This window comes from Heyndrickxia sp. MSNUG (assembly GCF_049532715.1).
GTDB lineage: Bacteria > Bacillota > Bacilli > Bacillales > Cytobacillaceae > Mesobacillus.
Window position 1 is genome coordinate 2,509,236 of the sequence record NZ_CP150978.1, and the last position, 17,574, is coordinate 2,526,809.

The following is a 17,574-nucleotide window of genomic DNA, read 5'->3' on the forward strand; positions in this document are numbered from 1 at the left end:
TTAAGGAGGTGGCTTAGCAGTTGGATTTAATTAAAAAAGCTCAAAAAGGAAATGACAAAGCATTTTTAACACTCTTTCAACAATATGAGCAGGATATTTACCGCATGGCGTACATCTATGTAAAAGATCAGAATGACGCTCTCGATGTGGTACAAGAAACAGCTTATCGTTCATTTAAATCAATAGAAACATTAAAGGAGCCAAAATATTTCAAGACCTGGCTGATGAGGATTGCCATCAGCTGCTCACTTGATATCCTGAGAAAAAGAAAAAATGTTGTTCAGCTTTTTCCAGAATTCGAAGAATATATTTCGGATCGGGTCAATGAAGATATCATTTCAGAAATCACTCTTAAAGATTTGATTAATCAACTGGAGGATAACGAAAAAAGTGTCATACTTCTGAGATTCTATCAAGGTTTGACCCTGCAGGAGGTTTCAGAGACGCTCAATATTCCTTTGGGTACGGCAAAAACTGTCTTATACAGAGGTCTGAACAAACTAAGGAAAAATTTGAAAGGAGATGAAGCAAATGAACGATAAACTGATAAAAGAAATGAATAAGATCGAAATCCCGAGAGAGCTTAGGGAACGCAGCAAAATAGGAGTCGAAAAAGCAAAAAGGGAAGTTCCTCGGTCCAACAAGCAGTGGTACATCTTTGCAGCACCTGCTTTAGCTGCAGCAGTAGCTTTGTCCATTGCCGGTCCTGGACTGCTTTCAAATAATTCACCAGAAAACCCTGTCATCAAAACAGTTGAATACAATAATACTTTTGATGTATCAGACCCAAACAGGCTGGTTGGCTGGGCAGACTCTGTATTCATAGGAAAGGTAGTTGAACAATCCGGGACAAAGTCATTGGCCGGATTACCTGAAACTCAATTTAAGGTAGAAGTAATGGATACGATTAAAGGGGATATAAAAGGAACGGTTATTGTAAATCAACAGGGCGGCTATGAAGGCAATGAATTGATTCTAGTAGAAAATGATCCGTTACTTGAAAATGGTAAAAGTTATTTATTTATTACTAAATATTTAAAAGATGAAAACTGGCATACGCTTGTACCGGTATATGGAGATATCGAAATCACCAATGAAAGTCAAAAACAGGAATTAATCGAAAAATATCAAAAGGCATATCAAGAGCAAATTCCATTTGAATAAAAAAAAAGACCAAATACTGTTTGGTCTTTTAATCCTGTGTAACAATCTTCCTCGTTCCTTCTTCTAAAATCTGATTACAGCACTCCTCTATTAATATCCCATTATTTAAAAGCACTTATTTCTGAAATTACTTTCTTCAAAACATCTATAGATTCAATTGGTTTGTCTGCATAATTAAGGCTGTGTTCAGTACCAGGTAGTAAAACGGAAGTCATATTTTCTATCATGGCAAGTTGATCAAATCTTTCTTTCATGTAGCATGGATCCTGATCGCCAATGATGCAAAGCCCTGGCTGGGTTGATGTAATCATTTTGTCAAAAACCCCGTCTAGATGCAAAAGAGGTGTCAACCAAATTACACGTGCATCGGCAAATTCGTTTCGCTGTATGATCGAAGACAATGCGATTGTACCAATTGATTTTCCAATCAAAGTGTAATTTTCATATGTGCTGGTACTTAACACCTGATCCATCACAGTATTTACATCTATGGAAATTTGTTTGATGTGCTCATCTAGTTCCATAGCATTTGATTCTTCTGTAGTATAGTCATAGTTTACGTGAAGAACATCATATCCTTTATTCAAAAATACGCCAGTTGAATAATGAAATAGAGGTCCCTGAACGGTGTATCCTCTGCCAGGAAACATGATCGCCAATTGACCAGTAGCCTGCTCCGGCTGAAAAAGCTGATAGCTAACCGGAATCTCCTTATAACCAAGGACAGTTTTTTTCGAAATTTTCATATGATCTTCCTCCTAAATGTTTTTTTCATTATACAGTAATTTTCATAAATTGGTATATTTTTCTTTTTTATAAAACCTTAGCCGTATTAAAAGATAATTCCTCTGCCTGTTAAGAAGAAATAATGACTGCTTTAAAATGAACCTATCCTCAAATGGAGGAGATCAATTATGAAAAAGTTAATTGGAAGGCTTTGCTGATTTCAGATAAATGAATAGACAGCCATACAATAACAATGTTATGTAAATTAACGTTTATTATTTGACTCTCTTTTATAAATCATTGATTTGAAAGACCTTATTATTTCATCCATGTGTAAAAAAGAGAGTTGTATAGGTTCTATAAAAGCTGCTTTTGATCAAAAATTCACTAGGTCACCTAATATTACAAAACATATGAAAAACTAGTCTTCAATAAGATATAGTGGATAGGTTAAAACAAGTATTGAAAAAATAGGCTACCAATACGGCCTATTGGAAATGAAAAAATACATATATTGTAAAAAAATAGGGTGCCAAAAAGGCGTATTGGATCCAAAAAACACATATATTAAAAAAACGCGGTGCTAATAAAGCATATTGGATACTTCAAAAAACAAATATTGGAAAAACAGCTTACCAATACGGTCTATTGGATACGAAAAAACGCATATATTGGAAAAACGCGGTGCTAATAAAGCATATTGAATACTCAAAAAAACAAATATTGGAAAAACAGGTTACCAATACGGCCTATTGGATATGAAAAAATACATATATTGGATAAATGGAATTCCAATACAGCATCTCGATTAGATATTAAACCAAAAAATGGATAGAGAAGCCTCAAAAAGGAAGCTTTTTCATTTATAGGTTTCTTTTTGGTCCGAACCAATAATCAAGTGTGTTAAAATTAGAGAATATTCGAGTAAATGGGGGATAGGAGTAAACATATGGAGTTATTAAATCGACTTAAAGAATATATCGATTCTCAATACCGATTGCCTACTGGAGCAATCGGTTCGTATATCGGAGAAAAAATGGTGAGACAGCATCAGCCGGAAACCATATGGACACTTGAATTACTAGAATTTAAAAAAGAAGAAATGATACTGGAACTTGGCTGTGGGGCGGGTTATGCCATAAAAAAGATTCTTAAGAATGATTCTGTTGAATATATAATCGGTCTGGATCTTTCGGAGACAGTTTTAAAATCTGCCAGAATGAGAAATAGGCATGAAATAAATAAAGGACGGGCAAGATTAGTTCAAGGGAATGTGAAACAGCTGCCTTTTGAAAATCAGCAGTTCACAAGAGTTTTTAGCATTCAATCCATCTATTTTTGGGATCAAATCGAGGAAACTCTTTCAGAAATATACAGAGTTCTTATACATGAAGGTAAAATGGTCCTAACTCTGAGCAACGGAAAAGCTGGCATTATGTGGAACGGTATTAATGAAATGGTCGAAAACGAGGTCATACCACATATGAAGAAAATAGGCTTTAAAAACATTGAAACTGTTAGGGGGCCTGACTCTAGGCAATACCATACAATAGCCATCATAGGAGAAAAGTGACTGAGCAGCAGCTATCCAGCTGTTGCTTTTTATATGAATGGAAACTGAAACTTTTGTAATGCCAGTACGTAAATAAATAGCCTTCTTCCAATAAATGATTTGGTTTCAAAAGAACCTTTATTGTGTAAGAAGATATTATGCACTTGTAGTGAAGGAGATGTATATTATGAAAAAGTTTTTTAAAAGAATACGGCTGATTTTTAAAGTGAAGAAGTTTCTCCCTTTTCTAATAGAATTTTTTACATCCAGTACAGTGGCAGTTAAGAAAAAAATCTTTTCGGTTGGATTAATACTCGGATATTTTTTGTTTCCATTTGATTTAATCCCTGATTTTTTTACATTCATAGGCTTGGTCGATGATGTGGGTGTACTTTTGTTAGTATTTCAACAAATCATAAAAATGGCTCCAGATGAATTAAAGGATAAACATGAACTTAAAGTGTAATTTAGATTGGCTTATATTTTTAATTCAGAAGATATGTCTGATATAATTCATTTAAAGGACAAGTGCACCTATTCATGTACCTTGTCCATTAAGATTATATAGATCATCATTACAGATGATGGGGGAATGAATGTGCATAGAAGCAAATACTTATATACATTTTTAAAGGGAAGAACACGTGATTTAACTGAAGAATGGTACAAGAACATTGATAAAACGAAAACAGCAGGAGTTTATGCCTCAAACGATCCAAAGGTCATCGAGGCCTTAAAGGACCAGAATCATGAATTTCATCTTCACTTTATTGAGGTCTTTAATAAAGGGGAGGTTGAATTTTTTGAGGAATTTGAACCCTGGATCATTAAGATTGCCAGTGACATTGAACATATTAATACACCGATCCAGTATGTCATAAGAGAATTCAAAAATGTCAGGAATCAGTATTTCGACTATGTAAATAAGTTTGCAGAGTTAAACACAGAAGTAACTAGACAGGAAAGAGATGCATGGTTTGAGATCATTCTTAAGGAATTTGATGAAGTTATTTTAAGATTCATTGAAGGGACATATAAATACTCTCAAAATGTATTGAGAGCCCAACAGGAAATGATCAACGAGTTGAGTGCACCTGTTATTTCATTAAGTAATCATCAGGGATTGCTGCCATTGATTGGCGATATTGATACTTCAAGAGCAAAGATGATCCTCGAACACACTCTAAAGCAATGTGCTGACAGAGATATCCACCATCTTTTCGTAGATCTTTCGGGTGTGGCTATGATCGATACGATGGTAGCACATCAATTGTTCCAGCTGCTTAAGGCATTAAAACTCATAGGAGTCAAAACAACTCTGTCAGGAATTAGACCTGAAATTGCCCAGACAGCTGTACAGCTCGGACTCTCTTTTGATGGTACAATGATCAAAAACAGCCTGGCCCAAGCACTTGACCATACAAAATAACAAAAAAACGGCTTCCCATTTAGGAAGCCGTTTTTTATGTTAATTTGTTATCCAAAAACCTTAAGCCATCATATAACGATCTTCTCGGAATCCTGCTTTATCCTGTACAATCTCATCTACTTCTGTACCTTCAAGTGTTTCTTTTTTCAATAATGCTTCTACAAGACGTTCAAATTGAGACTGGTGGGCATTGATGATCATTTCAGATCTTTCAAGTGCCTCCTCAAACAATTCCTGCATTTTTGTTTCTTTTAGACCTTTGCTGAAAGTGAGGGAGAAGCCTTCCTGTAACAGGCCAGTATCCACCATTTGTTCAATGATTTGTTTTGCCTGCTGTACATCACCGCTGACTCCTATACTATGTTCACCAAGGAACATTCTCTCTGCTACTCCTCCTGCTAGTATCATTGCAATCCTGTCAAGGAGGTCACTTGTCGTTGAAAGCTGAAGTTCCTTAGGAATTGGCGCTACGTAACCAAGTGCTTGTCCGCGAGGAATGATCGTTGCTTTACGAACAGAACCTGGCTTTGTTACTGATGAAACAAGAGCATGTCCTGCTTCGTGAATTGCAACCCTGCGCTTTGTGTCTTGATCCTTAAGAGTACGTGAAGTGCTGCCAAGGATTGTTCGATCGAGTGCATAATCAATATCACTTTTTGAAATGAAGTTCTGCCCATTTCGAAGGGCACGCCTGCTTGAAGTTTCAAAGAGTGAGTGCAATTCTGCACCGGAAAAACCAGAAGTGCTTTCTGCAAGATCATCTAATGATGCTGCTACATCAGATGCGAGGTTTTTTCCTTTAATATGGATATCGATGATTTCTCTTCTGCCTTTCGTATCAGGAAGAGGAACATTGAATGAGAAATCAATCCGGCCAGGACGAAGGAAGGCATCATCCAACATATCCTTCCGGTTCGTAGCGGCAATAAAGAGGATGCCATCGTTCGCATGTCCACCGTCAAGCTGAACTAGTAGCTCAGTCAGCGTTTTTTCACCTTCTTCGCCACCATTAGGCTTTCTTTTTCCGGCTAATGCATCTACTTCATCAATAAAAATCACCTTAGGGCCTTGTTGTTTCCTTGCGCTCTGAAATAGACTCCGGACACGAGAAGCACCAACTCCAATGAACATTTCATTGAATGCTGAACCACTTGCGGAATAAAAACTTGCATTCATTTCACGGGCGATTGCCTGGGCAAGCAATGTTTTCCCTGTTCCCGGTGGTCCATATAATAAAATTCCTTTAGGCGGTTTGATTCCCATTTTTTCCGATTTCTCTGGATCCTTCAAGATTGATAGAGTTTGAAAGATTTCTTCTTTCATTTCATCCTGAAGTCCGCCAACATTATCTAATGTAATTGAAGGAAGAGGAGTTGGTTTGGAAACACTGTTTTTCATCTTATTTCCTGTACCGAATCCGCCAGCTTTCTTTTGGATGACATATACAGCACCCATCAGCAATATAAGGATACCGCCAAGAATCCATGCTCCAAATTTGCTGTTATTTGCATATTCATAGCTAATATTATTCTTTTCTACTAATTTATCTACCATTTGGCTCCCAGGAGGTACTTGGGAAACAAATGTGGAATCTTTCGTTTTTAATACTAGAGTTCCATCTATATTTTCAGTAAGAGTTGCGGTTTCACCGTCTAGACTCTCAACTGTATTTACTAATGATGAAAAAGGTACTGACACTTTTTCGTCAGCCTTTTGTACTATAAAAGTTGCTGCTATCGTCAAAATAACCATAATCGCCGCGAAAAGCGGAAGGATCTTAGAAACAAGTTTCAAATTTGAATTCATGCTTTCAGCTCCTTTTTAAATCTATCTACCATTATAAGTAATAATCCCGTGTTATGAATGGGTAAATTGAATGAAAGGGGCTGGTAAATATATGTAAACATTTATAATAAGGTTTATAAAACCTCTTAAAGCGGGTATAGAGCAGGATTTTAATTTGTCTATTGGGAAAATAATTGTGAATAAATTGTGACAAACAAATCCACATGGAAATTTTTTCAAAAAATCACCAAAAGCATCTTGAAACTTTTGGAAGTTCTCGATAGGATGAAAAGAGATTAGAGTTTACATTATGCAAAAATTTTCTGCATCAGGAGGGGTCTGTTTGAAGGGCTGGAAAAATCCCTTATTATTAATATTCGGGATAGGGATATCAAACATTGGTAACTGGATATATTTTGTAGCAATCAACTTATTGGTTCTGAAAATAACCGGATCAGCAGCAGCTATTGCAGGGCTGTTCATTATCAGGCCGCTAGCAATACTATGTACCAATACATGGGCGGGCAGTGTAATCGACCGGGTGAATAAGCGAAAGCTCATGGTTTACATAGACTTAATAAGAGGACTGCTTATTGCCATCATCCCATTCTTTTCATCTTTAATTCCAATCTATATCATTATGTTTTTAACTAATGTTGCTGGAGCTTTTTTTGCTCCTACTTCTGAAACATATATTACTAAACTGGTGCCAGCTGAAAAGAGGAAACGGTTCAACTCGATGTTTTCGTTCGCAACTTCAGGTGCAATGCTGGTTGGGCCAAGTGTCTCCGGAATATTGATCATGTACGGCAGCATCAATACAAGTATATACATAAACGCTGTTTCTTTCTTTTTTTGTGCAGCCGCTATTTTCTTTTTGCCTGATGTAGATCAAAGTTCAGACAATGGGACTGCAAGAGATAGGATTACGATGACAATGATTGTAAGCGATTGGAAGGCTGTTTTTAATTTTGGCAAGACAGCGATGGGTTTCATGCTTGTATTTTTGATATTCCAGTTTATCACTTTAATCTCGTTCGCCCTAGATTCTCAAGAGGTTACTTTCATACAGCAAATCGTAGGCTTATCGGAGAAAAACTATGGATTATTAGTCAGTCTGACAGGAGCTGGATATGTAGCAGGTTCTTTTGCAGTTTCAACCATTGCCAATAGATTATCCATACGGATGCTGATGGGAATGGGATCGTTTCTTACTGTATCAGGTTACCTTTTATTCTATATCTCGTCATCTGGAACGGTTCCACTGGCTGTATTCGGGTTTGTTCTTATAGGATTCTTTTCTCCATTTTCATTCACAGGGTACAGCACTTTTTTCCAAAATAATGTGCCAGTGGATTTAATGGGACGATTTAGCAGTGCCTTTGCGTTTTTTCAGGCGATGATCCAAATCATCCTGACCCTCGCTTTGGGTTACTTGGCAGAACACTTGGATTTGCAGACAGTCACCGTTGTGTTCGCTGGAATCGGCGTACTGCTCGCAGTATTTCTGACATCAGTCGTTTTCCTCCAATCAAAGCAAAATTTATTTGCTCTTGAGTCAGAAACAAACCTCACTGAAAATGGATAAATCAAAAGCTGTACAGATCAATATGAACTGTACAGCTTTTTTATTTGCCTATAAAACAATAATGGAAGAAATGGATAACAACATCATATTTTTGAAAGATCATTAGGTTCTTCACAGTTTATCGTTTACCATATTCTAACTTCAACAGAAAAATCGCCCTCAAATAGGGTCTTTGGAATTATGTATAAACACACATCAATTTTTATTCCCCCACCATCCCTTAGCACGGAAAAATAACGCGATGGCTGCTCCAATCCCAAACATTAGGAAAAGGGCATATCCGTATCCAAATCTCCATTTCAACTCTGGCATGGATTCAAAATTCATTCCATACATTCCAGCTATAAAGGTCATCGGCAGAAAAATGGCACTAACAAGAGTGAGTGTCTTCATTATTGAGTTTGCATGGTCTGATTTCAAAGTCATCTGCAAATTAAAGATACTATCAAGTGATTCCTTGAATGAATCAAGCGCATTGACTACCCTCGCATAGCTATTATTCAAGTCTTTAAAGTACAAAGCTGAATCCTCATCAACAAACTTCAATTCTTTTCTAGAGATCGTTGTCATTACCTGGTCCTGGGCTTCAATTGTTTGCCTTAGCTCGTGGAGGGATGACTTCCATCGATGGATACTTCTGGGAATCTCATTTTCAAAAGGCCTATCAAAGACATTCCGTTCGAGTTTCTGAATGTTATCTGCAATTCTGTCGACCATTTTTAAATCTATTGAGGATACTTTATCAAAAATATGGTAGAGCACCTTGCCGGAGGTTTCCATTTGTTCAGGATGTTCGAAAAAGAGCTGTTTAAGCTGGGCTAAGAGATCAATATTTTCCTCTTCCTTTGTTATGACATAGTTTTCACCAATCAATATGGTGATTTTTGCTTGTGTATAGTCATCTTGTATAGCAAACAACGAGATAATGGCTTCGTTATTAAACACATCAATCTTTGGGATATCACTGAATTGCTCTAATCCTTTTTTGGCAAGAGGGTGAATATCCATCTTGCTGATAAATTCGTCGAATCTGTCTTTATTGGAAGGATCGAAATGAATCCAAATAGTATCACTGGAAGAAGAGGGAAGGGTATATGCTTGCTCCTTCTTCACATTTTTACTTGTCACATCGTAGTGAAGCATAAATAATACAGCAACCTTTCAGATTTAATTGTATATAGAAATTCCCATCATAAAGAATATATATCCATTTCAAAGGAATTGAGTTTTTAAAAATTTTCACCCTTTTTAAAACCATTGTGTAATTAGATTTTCATCTTGAGGGATAAATATCTTTTCATTTAACAATTGAACTATCTTTTTCGAAACAAAAAATGATAACCATTGCGATACATAAAAATCTGGAAATTGCTGAAAATACAAAGGATTGCAGAGCTGTAAAATCACTGTATATTTGCTTGCTGCCTCGGGCATTCCGGCACATAAAGGAGTTGAGATCTTGTTTCATGCCGCAGTTTTAGCAGGAGGAGTCCTGCTTTCATTTAAATTGGGCAAATGGAGAATGTGGAAGGAATTCTTGCCAACATTTTATTTCTGGGCCTTATTTAGCTGCTTCTATGAATATATATCCTACATCGGCAACAAGCATTTATGGGAATTTGAAAAGAATTTCATCAGTCTTTTCGTTACGGAGAGCTTATACACATTTGTGTTTTATCCAAGCATGATCATTCTGTTTCTTGGAAATTTCCCACATGAAAAAACGAAAAAAATTTACCATTATCTCAAATGGATTTCGTTATCTTTATTAATTGAAAGTATTGCACTAAAAATCGGTTCCATACGGTTCTCCAACGGGTGGTCGATGGCATGGGAAGTTTTCTTTTATAGCACGATGTACCCCATGCTGCGCCTTCATTACAGAAAGCCATTAGCAGCACTGATATTATCGTTCTTCTTTGTACTCTTTTATTTAATCGTTTTTGACTACGACCTAATTTGAATCCGTTTTTGGGAATAGTTTCATAAAAGAGGCCGCAAACTTTAATAAGGCAAATATGATGGATGAGGTGTAGGGAATTGTTTTACATGCAGGATAAGGAGCGGCGACTGATCGTGCTGGCATTGTTAGGGATTGCTCTTTTTCTATCACCGTATTTTATTTTGGGAGAGAAAGCTCATATCAGGGTCCATGACAATCTCGATTCAAATTTGGCATGGTATAAAGTACTTGCTGAAAGCGGCCAGATAACAGGTTCTGTCACAGCGGAGATCCCACAGGTGATAAATGGGTTGCCCCGGAATGCATTAGGGACTGAATTTTCATTGATTGTTTGGCTTTATTATTGGTTCCCGACTATGACTGCATATGGTTTCAGCCAGGCAATTACAAGATTCACAGCATTTCTAGGCATGTATTTACTATTAAAAAAACACTTCATCAAGGATGAAAAATGGGGGATTATCCGTGTAGGCACCTCACTAGCCTTTGCGCTGACTCCTTTCTGGCCTTCCGGAATGTTGAGCACACTTGGGATGCCATTGGCACTTTGGAGCTTTTTAAATATTAGGAATGGCGAACGGAATTGGACCAATTATCTCGTTTTAACGGCTCTTCCATTCTATTCAAGTATCGTCCTTGGTTTTTTCTTTTTTCTTAGTGCGATGGGCGTATTCTGGTTTTTTGATATTTTAAGGGGGAAGGGATGGAACTGGCGTTTTTTTTTAGCAATCGCTTATATGACTTTTGTCTATTTAGTCACTGATTATCGACTAGTCTATTCGTTTTTATTTGATGATGAACCGAACAGCAGGGATGAATATTTTCATGCGAGGCTTACCTTTGGACATTCTGTCAGGCTGACCATTAAAAATTTCATTTACGGCCATCATCATGTGCATACCATCCATACACTGATTATTTTGCCTGTCATCGTCATTGCCTTTATCTTGATATGGAAAAACCGTACTTGGAAAATAGAAAGGACCTATGTCATTCTGTTTGCACTCAATTTCCTTCTATCCGCATGGTATGCCTTCTGGTTTTATAAAGGCTGGCTTCCTCTTACGAAAAGGTTCCACTTTTTGGATACGTTCAATTTTGCCAGATATCATTTCCTGCGGCCGCTGATTATCTATATCTTGTTTGCGGCAGGACTAAGAATTGTTTGGAATGAAGGAAGACTGTGGAGAAAAACAGTTCCGTGGCTAGTTGGTGCGCAAATATTATTGCTCTGTTTTACAAATGAAGAAATCATCTATAAAAAAAAACCGAGTGTTAGGGAATTTTACGCTGAGGAACAATTTCAAGACATTAAAGAGTACATCGGCAGATCACAAGATAGTTACCGGGTTGCGAGTATCGGCTTGCATCCGGCAATTGCTCAGTATAATGGCTTTTTCACCCTTGATTCGTACAATAACTTTTACCCGTTGAGCTATAAAAAGCAGTTCAGAGAAATCATTGCAAACGAATTGCAGAAAAATAAAAGGATTCGTGTTTATTTTGACGAATGGGGCGGCCGCTGCTATCTGTTTACGGATGAGCTCGGAAAGCATTATTTGTTTAAAAAAACATCTAAAAAACGAATCATAAATCTGAAGTTGAACTTGCAGCCATTTAAACAGATGGGCGGGGAGTATCTATTCTCATCCGTACCTATCGAAAATGCGGCAGCAAATGGACTCCACCTGGACAAAGTGTTTTCGTCAAAGTCCAGCGCCTGGAAAATTTACCTCTACGAAGTTTTATAGCAGCTAGGAGGATGCAGCAATGAACTTTCCCATATTGACCATCGTAGTCCCTTGTTACAACGAGGAAGAAGTACTCCACGAGACGATTGAACAGTTAAAAACAATCCTGGATGAATTGGTTTCAAGCACAAATGTTTCAGATAAAAGTAAAATCCTTTTTGTTGATGATGGGAGTAAGGATCATACCTGGAATATGATTTATAAGGAATGTCTCAAAGGTGAATATGTAAAAGGCTTGAAGCTATCTCGAAATGTTGGGCACCAAAACGCATTGCTTGCAGGTCTTTTTACAGCAAAAGATGCATCAGATTGCCTCATTACGATAGATGCAGACCTGCAGGATGATGTAAATGCTATAAAAGAAATGGTTTGTAAGTATAAAGAGGGTTACGAGGTCGTTTATGGTGTTCGGAGCAAGCGAGACAGCGATTCACTTTTTAAAAGGGCCACAGCAGAGGGATTCTATAAGGTAATGGCTAGACTTGGAGTAAAACTAGTTTTTAATCATGCAGATTTTCGGTTAATGAGCAGGCGAGCTGTAGAAGAGTTACACAACTTTGCTGAAGCGAACATGTTTTTGCGAGGAATTGTTCCGCTGATTGGATTCAGCTCAACTTCGGTTTTTTATGAAAGAAAGAAACGCTCTGCGGGAGAGACGAAATATCCTTTAAAAAAGATGTTTGCTTTCGCGTTCGATGGCATCACTTCGTTTTCCGTTACACCAATCAGGTTCGTCCTGCTTGTTGGATGTATTTCGTTTTTTGTCAGCATGGCATTTGGTGCGTATTTTCTTGCCTTGAAATTTTTTGGCAACACTCAGCTTGGATGGACGTCATTAATCACTTCCATCTGGCTGATCGGCGGCCTGCAGCTAATTGCCCTTGGACTGGTAGGTGAATACATAGGCAAAATCTACAAGGAAACAAAACGAAGGCCAAAGTATATTGTCGATATTGATTTATTCAATCTTCCTGTATCAAGGAAGCTGATGAATACGGAAGGGATGGTCTATGAGCCACTTGACACTGAAGCTCGGAAGCTGTCTGAAAATAACTAATAAGCTGGCAAATAGGCTGATGCGCTCACTTAACATAAATCCAACTTTCCTGAAATTCCTCCTTGTCGGCGCACTAAATACCTTCATTGGCCTTGGAATAATGGTTTGTTTGAAGAGTGGGTTGCAGTGGCCTTATTGGATTGCAACCTTTACGGGTAATACTGCTGGTGCAATGGTGAGCTTCTTCTTGAACAGGGTGTTCACCTTTAACAGCAAAGTTTCAATTAAAGAGGGAGCTTTAAAATTCGCTGCAGTGATCTTAATTTGCTACCTATTATCCTTCTCAGTCAGCAAATTTCTCTCTAACCTAATTGATGGCCAGCAGGACTTACTCTCTAATGATAACCTGGCTATTATATTGGGAGCTGGAATATATACAATTATGAATTACTTTGGTCAAAAACTGTTGGTTTTTCAATAGTGATTTCAAAAAGGCAGCCGAAACAGCTGCTTTTTTAGTTGACTAAAAATGCAAAAAAGGATAAAAAGAAATGAGGCACATTGCAATTTTTAAAAAAAGAGGAGCTTTTGATTCATGAATTTATGGGAATTATTCGTAGCATTTATACTTGGCTTAGTAGAAGGGTTAACTGAATTTGCCCCGGTTTCGTCTACTGGACATATGATTATCGTAGACGACCTGCTGCTTCACTCAAAGGATTTATTTACAGAGCAAGTGGCAAATACTTTTAAAGTCGTGATCCAGCTAGGTTCCATTTTAGCTGTGGTAATTGTGTTTAAAGACAGATTCATGAATTTATTGGGCTTAAACAAAAAAGAGTCTTTCGGAGATTCGACTGGCAGATTAAGTCTGTTAAAAGTGATTGTTGGGTTAATTCCAGCAGGCGTTACAGGAGTGTTATTCGAAGATTATATCGATGAACATTTGTTTTCTGTCGAAACAGTCATCATTGGCCTGGTGATCGGAGCCGTCCTGTTAATTATAGCAGACCGTCTTCAGCCTAAAAACCTAAAAACAGAAGATGTTGACCAAATCACGTACAAACAAGCTTTTGGTGTAGGCCTATTCCAGTGTTTAGGCTTATGGCCAGGATTCTCTCGATCAGGTTCCACAATAGCCGGCGGAGTCCTGCTCAGCATGAGCCACAGGGCTGCATCTGACTTCACGTTCATCATGGCTGTTCCAATTATGTTAGGAGCCAGCGGGATATCACTTCTGAAAAACTGGCAGTATTTCTCGATAGACGCTTTGCCATTTTTTATCGTAGGTTTCATTAGTGCGTTTGTCTTCGCTCTGATTTTCATCAAATTCTTTTTGAAATTGATTAACAAAATCAAATTGGTTCCATTTGCAATTTATCGAATCATTTTGGCTGGATTGATTTACTTTATATTCTTGCCATAATTAAAAGGAAAAGGCCCAAAAGCCTTTTCCTTTTTACGTTTCGCAACATCCTTTACCAGCGGTGTGCTTTCGCATTGCCTCGTGCAAGAATGGTATTTTTCGATACCTGCGTCTGGCCATTTACTTGCGAATTTAAACGCTTGCGCCTTGTCCAAGTGTGGTGGAAAAGTTCTGAGTGCGGATCCAAATGATCTTTGTAACTCATACAATCACCTCAGGAATGGATTTTTGAAACGCTCGATATTCCTAAGAACATCACATATAGCGTTTGTATTATCATTGAGCAATATACACTTAAAGAACATATGACAAATTTGAATTTGGAGAAAATAAATACATACATATCGAAAAAAAGAAAACTTTTTCACTTTTATTGTAACTTTTTACATTTTTCATCGTATTAAACAATGTGAGAAAACAATCCAATCCATCCATTTTTACATTGGGCATTTTTTAAAGGGTCTATGTTGATTTTCCAGCACCAGGTGATTTTACTTGTGATCGCTTGAATAATTTAACATAACCTAATTTCAAAAAGAAAAGGGGAGCAACTATGTCGAAATTTGCCCTTGAGGTAAAATCTTTAACAAAAACAATCGGCAAAAAGACTATCGTTAATGACGTAAGTTTCGAAGTGGAACGCGGAGAAATATTTGGGCTTTTAGGACCGAATGGAGCAGGAAAAACGACAATTATTCGTATGATCGTCAGCCTGATCAATCGAACTGGCGGTACAGTCATGGTAAATGGCCATAATTTGGACGAGTCATTTACATTGGCAATGAATGAACTTGGCGCTATCGTTGAGAATCCCGAGTTTTACAAATACCTCAGTGGTTACAAAAACCTTCGACATTATGCTCGCATGGCTCTTACAGAAATAAGTGAAGAACGAATCGAGGAAGTAACAGAACTAGTGGGTTTGCAGCATGCAATCCATGATAAAGTCCGTACATATTCACTCGGTATGCGCCAAAGATTAGGTGTAGCGCAAGCAATTTTACATAAACCTTCGATTTTGATTCTTGACGAACCTACGAACGGTCTTGATCCACAGGGAATCAGGGAATTCCGCGATTATTTGCGATTGTTGGCCAGCCAGGGGACCTCTGTATTGGTTTCTTCTCACCTGTTATCTGAGATGCAGCTGATGTGCGATCGTTTTGCGATAATTGAACAAGGCAAGCTCATTCATATTTCGACGATGAATGAAAATGAAGATTCACAAGCGAAAGCTTTGCGTTCTGTTGAGATGGAAGTTTCAAATGAAAACCTGGCATCCAAACTCTTAAAGGAGAAAATGCCGACTGTTAAAATATCTTCCATGAAAGATCACCGGATTATTCTTTCTGTTGAGAAAGACGCTATTCCTGAAATCAACAAGCTGTTGGTTATGAATGAAATTGATGTTTTTGAAATTCTGAATGTGAAAGCAACTTTGGAAGATCGCTTCTTGGAAATCACCAATAAGGATAAAAAGGAGCAGATGGTATGATTGCACTAATCCAAAATGAATTAATGAAGATTTTCGGCAAAATGGCTAGCTGGATTTATATGATCGTCATAGTAATGGCTGTTTTAATTGCCGGTATTATTTATATGAAGTTCAGTGGTGAACCAAACCCTAACTGGCGTGAGGATATCCAGGCAGAGATCAATATGCTGGAGAATAAGCTGCCATCTGCACCAGAAGAAGAAAAACCTTTGATTCAGACACAAATTGACCAAAACCAGGAATATCTGGACAAAGATATTGATCCTACAGCCAAAACTAATTGGCACTTCATGAATGAAGTTGTGATTGGTGTGAGCTCACTGGTAACGCTTTTCGTCGTTGTAGTGGGCAGTGCAAATGTCGCTGCTGAATTTTCAGATGGAACAATCAAACAGCTCCTGATCAGGCCTCACAGGAGATGGAGCATTTTGCTCTCCAAATATATCGCTGTCATCATATACGCTTTGCTATTGGTTGCAACACTGGTTGTTTCAGGATACTTAATCGGATTGCTGCTGTTTGGCAGCGGTGATTTCAATATGAAGATATTCGAAGTGACCTTAGAGGGCAGAAAGGAAGCAATCGTTGGCCCTCAGTTCTTTTTGAAGATGCTTTACTATTTGCCAAGCTTGCTGGTTATCATGACAATCGCCTTTATGCTTTCAACTTTATTTAAGAGCCAGGCATTAGCAGTTGGCATCGGCATTTTCGTCCTGTTCTTTTCATCCACTTTAGGCGGTATCATTTTGATGCTTGCGGATAAATATGTCTGGGCGAAATTTTTAATCTTCCCGCATTTGGATTTAACCGTGTATGCTCTTCAGGATAGAATCCTCGAAGACATTACACTTCCAGTCTCACTTTCTATCCTTGCTTTGTATTACACAATCTTTTTGATTGTAACATTTTTCTTTTTCCAAAAAAGGGATATCAGTATTTAAGATAGAATTTTTAGAGAGCGGCATTTGTCGCTCTCTTTACATTTTGGCTATGTTAAATTGAACAGTAGATTTTCGCTCGAGACACACGCTTTTCGTGTGACATCAGGTGTTAAAGATCAACATTCACCTTTAACACAGCTTACTTTACATGAGAAAGGGGCAGGGGATATTTGAACCCGCTTTTATTGGATTTTCCAACCGAATTTGAAACGGACAGGCTGTTGATCAGGATGCCATTGGCTGGGGATGGAGCCGTGACATGTGAATCAATTAATACTTCATTGCCCGAGTTAAAGCCTTGGATGCCATTTGCGCAAAAGGAACAAACGATTGAAGAAACTGAAATCAATATCCGCCAGGGATACATAAACTTCTTAAATAGAACAGATTTACGATTGCTTGTCTTTAAAAAGGATACAGGTGAATTTATTGCTTCTTCGGGCTTGCATCGAATAAACTGGGATATACCGAAGTTTGAAATTGGGTATTGGATAGACACTCGCTACAGCGGGCAGGGATATATGACAGAGGCAGTGGAGGGGATTACTGCCTTTGCAGTTCGTGAACTCAAAGCACGGAGAGTTGAGATAAGATGTGATTCACGGAATGTAAAAAGCAGGGCGATCCCAGAAAGATTAGGATTTACCCTTGAAGGTATATTGAAGAACGAATCTATTTCAGTTGATGGTGAGCTCAGGGATACATGTGTTTTTGCGAAGGTGTTTTAGGTTTTCAATAAGATCGTTCCAAAATTAAA

The 17,574-nt window shown here is 37.8% G+C and carries 18 protein-coding genes; 14 read left to right on the plus strand and 4 right to left on the minus strand.

Going from position 1 to position 17,574, the window contains the following annotated elements:
• Positions 1–20 precede the first annotated feature (20 nt).
• Positions 21–542 carry a sigma-70 family RNA polymerase sigma factor gene (locus AABM38_RS12515; RefSeq protein ID WP_423406726.1) on the plus strand — a complete coding sequence of 174 codons (522 nt, stop codon included), beginning with the start codon at positions 21–23 and terminating at the stop codon, positions 540–542.
• Positions 532–1,164 (plus strand): hypothetical protein, encoded by a 633-nt coding sequence (locus AABM38_RS12520; RefSeq protein WP_423406727.1) that lies wholly within the window; start codon positions 532–534, stop codon positions 1,162–1,164. The genes AABM38_RS12515 and AABM38_RS12520 overlap by 11 nt, the downstream gene beginning before the upstream one ends.
• A gap of 101 nt (positions 1,165–1,265) precedes the next feature.
• On the opposite strand, the gene AABM38_RS12525 is transcribed toward AABM38_RS12520, so the two are convergent.
• Positions 1,266–1,910, minus strand: coding sequence for an alpha/beta family hydrolase (locus AABM38_RS12525; protein ID WP_423406728.1), 645 nt, complete (start codon positions 1,908–1,910; stop codon positions 1,266–1,268).
• A gap of 929 nt (positions 1,911–2,839) precedes the next feature.
• On the opposite strand from AABM38_RS12525, the gene AABM38_RS12530 reads away from it, so the two are divergent.
• The 3 genes from AABM38_RS12530 to AABM38_RS12540 all read left to right on the plus strand — a co-directional run bounded on the left by AABM38_RS12530 (position 2,840) and on the right by AABM38_RS12540 (position 4,871).
• Complete coding sequence (locus AABM38_RS12530; protein WP_423406729.1) at positions 2,840–3,463, plus strand: class I SAM-dependent methyltransferase; 624 nt, start codon at positions 2,840–2,842, stop codon at positions 3,461–3,463.
• 166 nt (positions 3,464–3,629) lie between these two features.
• Positions 3,630–3,908, plus strand: a complete 279-nt coding sequence (locus AABM38_RS12535) for a YkvA family protein (RefSeq protein ID WP_423406730.1) — start codon at positions 3,630–3,632, stop codon at positions 3,906–3,908.
• Positions 3,909–4,040: 132 nt separating this feature from the next.
• A complete protein-coding gene (locus AABM38_RS12540; protein ID WP_423406731.1) occupies positions 4,041–4,871 on the plus strand; it encodes an STAS domain-containing protein in 831 nt (276 codons plus the stop codon).
• A 60-nt stretch (positions 4,872–4,931) separates the two neighbouring features.
• Here the strand turns inward: AABM38_RS12540 and AABM38_RS12545 are convergent, their stop codons facing one another.
• Positions 4,932–6,677 carry an AAA family ATPase gene (locus AABM38_RS12545; protein WP_423406732.1) on the minus strand — a complete coding sequence of 582 codons (1,746 nt, stop codon included), beginning with the start codon at positions 6,675–6,677 and terminating at the stop codon, positions 4,932–4,934.
• Positions 6,678–6,999: 322 nt separating this feature from the next.
• On the opposite strand from AABM38_RS12545, the gene AABM38_RS12550 reads away from it, so the two are divergent.
• A complete protein-coding gene (locus tag AABM38_RS12550) occupies positions 7,000–8,244 on the plus strand; it encodes an MFS transporter (protein ID WP_423406733.1) in 1,245 nt (414 codons plus the stop codon).
• A 195-nt stretch (positions 8,245–8,439) separates the two neighbouring features.
• Here AABM38_RS12550 and AABM38_RS12555 read toward each other — a convergent pair whose 3' ends face one another.
• Complete coding sequence (locus AABM38_RS12555) at positions 8,440–9,387, minus strand: magnesium transporter CorA family protein (RefSeq protein WP_423406734.1); 948 nt, start codon at positions 9,385–9,387, stop codon at positions 8,440–8,442.
• A gap of 316 nt (positions 9,388–9,703) precedes the next feature.
• Here AABM38_RS12555 and AABM38_RS12560 point away from each other — a divergent pair, with 316 nt between their 5' ends.
• The 5 genes from AABM38_RS12560 to AABM38_RS12580 all read left to right on the plus strand — a co-directional run bounded on the left by AABM38_RS12560 (position 9,704) and on the right by AABM38_RS12580 (position 14,381).
• Positions 9,704–10,207 carry a CBO0543 family protein gene (locus tag AABM38_RS12560; RefSeq protein ID WP_423406735.1) on the plus strand — a complete coding sequence of 168 codons (504 nt, stop codon included), beginning with the start codon at positions 9,704–9,706 and terminating at the stop codon, positions 10,205–10,207.
• A gap of 86 nt (positions 10,208–10,293) precedes the next feature.
• Positions 10,294–11,958: a DUF6044 family protein gene (locus AABM38_RS12565; protein WP_423410728.1), complete on the plus strand. Its 1,665-nt coding sequence runs from the start codon at positions 10,294–10,296 to the stop codon at positions 11,956–11,958.
• A gap of 19 nt (positions 11,959–11,977) precedes the next feature.
• Complete coding sequence (locus tag AABM38_RS12570; RefSeq protein WP_423406736.1) at positions 11,978–13,015, plus strand: glycosyltransferase family 2 protein; 1,038 nt, start codon at positions 11,978–11,980, stop codon at positions 13,013–13,015.
• Entirely contained in the window at positions 12,969–13,436 is a 468-nt protein-coding gene (locus AABM38_RS12575) for a GtrA family protein (RefSeq protein WP_423406737.1), read from the plus strand. Before AABM38_RS12570 ends, AABM38_RS12575 begins: the two co-directional genes overlap by 47 nt.
• 114 nt (positions 13,437–13,550) lie before the next feature.
• On the plus strand, positions 13,551–14,381 hold the full coding sequence (locus tag AABM38_RS12580; protein WP_423406738.1) for an undecaprenyl-diphosphate phosphatase: 831 nt from the start codon (positions 13,551–13,553) through the stop codon (positions 14,379–14,381).
• A gap of 52 nt (positions 14,382–14,433) precedes the next feature.
• Here the strand turns inward: AABM38_RS12580 and AABM38_RS12585 are convergent, their stop codons facing one another.
• Positions 14,434–14,586, minus strand: coding sequence for a YpzG family protein (locus AABM38_RS12585; protein WP_207502782.1), 153 nt, complete (start codon positions 14,584–14,586; stop codon positions 14,434–14,436).
• Between the two features lie 348 nt (positions 14,587–14,934).
• Here AABM38_RS12585 and AABM38_RS12590 point away from each other — a divergent pair, with 348 nt between their 5' ends.
• The 3 genes from AABM38_RS12590 to AABM38_RS12600 all read left to right on the plus strand — a co-directional run bounded on the left by AABM38_RS12590 (position 14,935) and on the right by AABM38_RS12600 (position 17,545).
• Complete coding sequence (locus tag AABM38_RS12590; RefSeq protein ID WP_423406739.1) at positions 14,935–15,876, plus strand: ABC transporter ATP-binding protein; 942 nt, start codon at positions 14,935–14,937, stop codon at positions 15,874–15,876.
• Positions 15,873–16,817, plus strand: coding sequence for an ABC transporter permease (locus AABM38_RS12595; protein ID WP_423406740.1), 945 nt, complete (start codon positions 15,873–15,875; stop codon positions 16,815–16,817). Before AABM38_RS12590 ends, AABM38_RS12595 begins: the two co-directional genes overlap by 4 nt.
• 170 nt (positions 16,818–16,987) lie before the next feature.
• On the plus strand, positions 16,988–17,545 hold the full coding sequence (locus AABM38_RS12600) for a GNAT family N-acetyltransferase (protein ID WP_423406741.1): 558 nt from the start codon (positions 16,988–16,990) through the stop codon (positions 17,543–17,545).
• Positions 17,546–17,574: the final 29 nt, after the last annotated feature.

Coding starts and splice junctions, on each gene's coding strand:
- AABM38_RS12585 (WP_207502782.1), bottom strand. CDS start 14,586: ATGAGTTACAAAGATCATTTGGATCCGCACTCAGAACTTTTCCACCAC.
- AABM38_RS12530 (WP_423406729.1), top strand. CDS start 2,840: ATGGAGTTATTAAATCGACTTAAAGAATATATCGATTCTCAATACCGA.
- AABM38_RS12545 (WP_423406732.1), bottom strand. CDS start 6,677: ATGAATTCAAATTTGAAACTTGTTTCTAAGATCCTTCCGCTTTTCGCG.
- AABM38_RS12555 (WP_423406734.1), bottom strand. CDS start 9,387: ATGCTTCACTACGATGTGACAAGTAAAAATGTGAAGAAGGAGCAAGCA.
- AABM38_RS12580 (WP_423406738.1), top strand. CDS start 13,551: ATGAATTTATGGGAATTATTCGTAGCATTTATACTTGGCTTAGTAGAA.
- AABM38_RS12525 (WP_423406728.1), bottom strand. CDS start 1,910: ATGAAAATTTCGAAAAAAACTGTCCTTGGTTATAAGGAGATTCCGGTT.
- AABM38_RS12570 (WP_423406736.1), top strand. CDS start 11,978: ATGAACTTTCCCATATTGACCATCGTAGTCCCTTGTTACAACGAGGAA.
- AABM38_RS12595 (WP_423406740.1), top strand. CDS start 15,873: ATGATTGCACTAATCCAAAATGAATTAATGAAGATTTTCGGCAAAATG.
- AABM38_RS12520 (WP_423406727.1), top strand. CDS start 532: ATGAACGATAAACTGATAAAAGAAATGAATAAGATCGAAATCCCGAGA.
- AABM38_RS12535 (WP_423406730.1), top strand. CDS start 3,630: ATGAAAAAGTTTTTTAAAAGAATACGGCTGATTTTTAAAGTGAAGAAG.
- AABM38_RS12565 (WP_423410728.1), top strand. CDS start 10,294: ATGCAGGATAAGGAGCGGCGACTGATCGTGCTGGCATTGTTAGGGATT.
- AABM38_RS12590 (WP_423406739.1), top strand. CDS start 14,935: ATGTCGAAATTTGCCCTTGAGGTAAAATCTTTAACAAAAACAATCGGC.
- AABM38_RS12575 (WP_423406737.1), top strand. CDS start 12,969: ATGAGCCACTTGACACTGAAGCTCGGAAGCTGTCTGAAAATAACTAAT.